Source organism: Oleiphilus sp. HI0067 (assembly GCF_001635735.1).
The window spans coordinates 1-363 of the sequence record NZ_LWFI01000765.1 but is presented as its reverse complement, the minus strand read 5'-3'; the positions used below and the strand labels follow the sequence as shown (position 1 = coordinate 363).

Here is a 363-nt window from a genome sequence, read left to right as displayed (position 1 = left end):
GCTTAATCCCGCATCGCTAAGTTGATCGAGATAATCCTGCCACAGACTTGTTTGTTCTAAAGCAAGTTTTCGTAAGTAGTCCCACGTGTACAATCCCGAGTCATGTCCGTCATCGAAGCTAAGCTTGAGGGCATAATTACCGGCTTGTTCTATGCCGACTAACTGCACTGACTTTTTACTGTGTTGTAGGATGGGTTTGCCATGGCCGCGCACTTCAGCAGAGGGCGATAATACGCGCAATAACTCAAAGCTCAGTGCATAGTCGCCATCGGCATAAGATAAGGCGAGTGTACGAGACTGTTTTTTGAGTTCAATGCGCGTTGGGATCATCTTAAGAGTTCGCCGTCTATAGAATGTATTGAC

1 protein-coding gene is annotated in these 363 nt (G+C 46.6%); it reads right to left on the bottom strand.

The window, feature by feature from the left end:
- The coding region (locus tag A3739_RS08405) for a gamma-butyrobetaine hydroxylase-like domain-containing protein (protein WP_068501012.1) at positions 1–330 on the bottom strand (330 nt) is incomplete at its 3' end.
- Between the last annotated feature and the right edge of the window lie 33 nt (positions 331–363).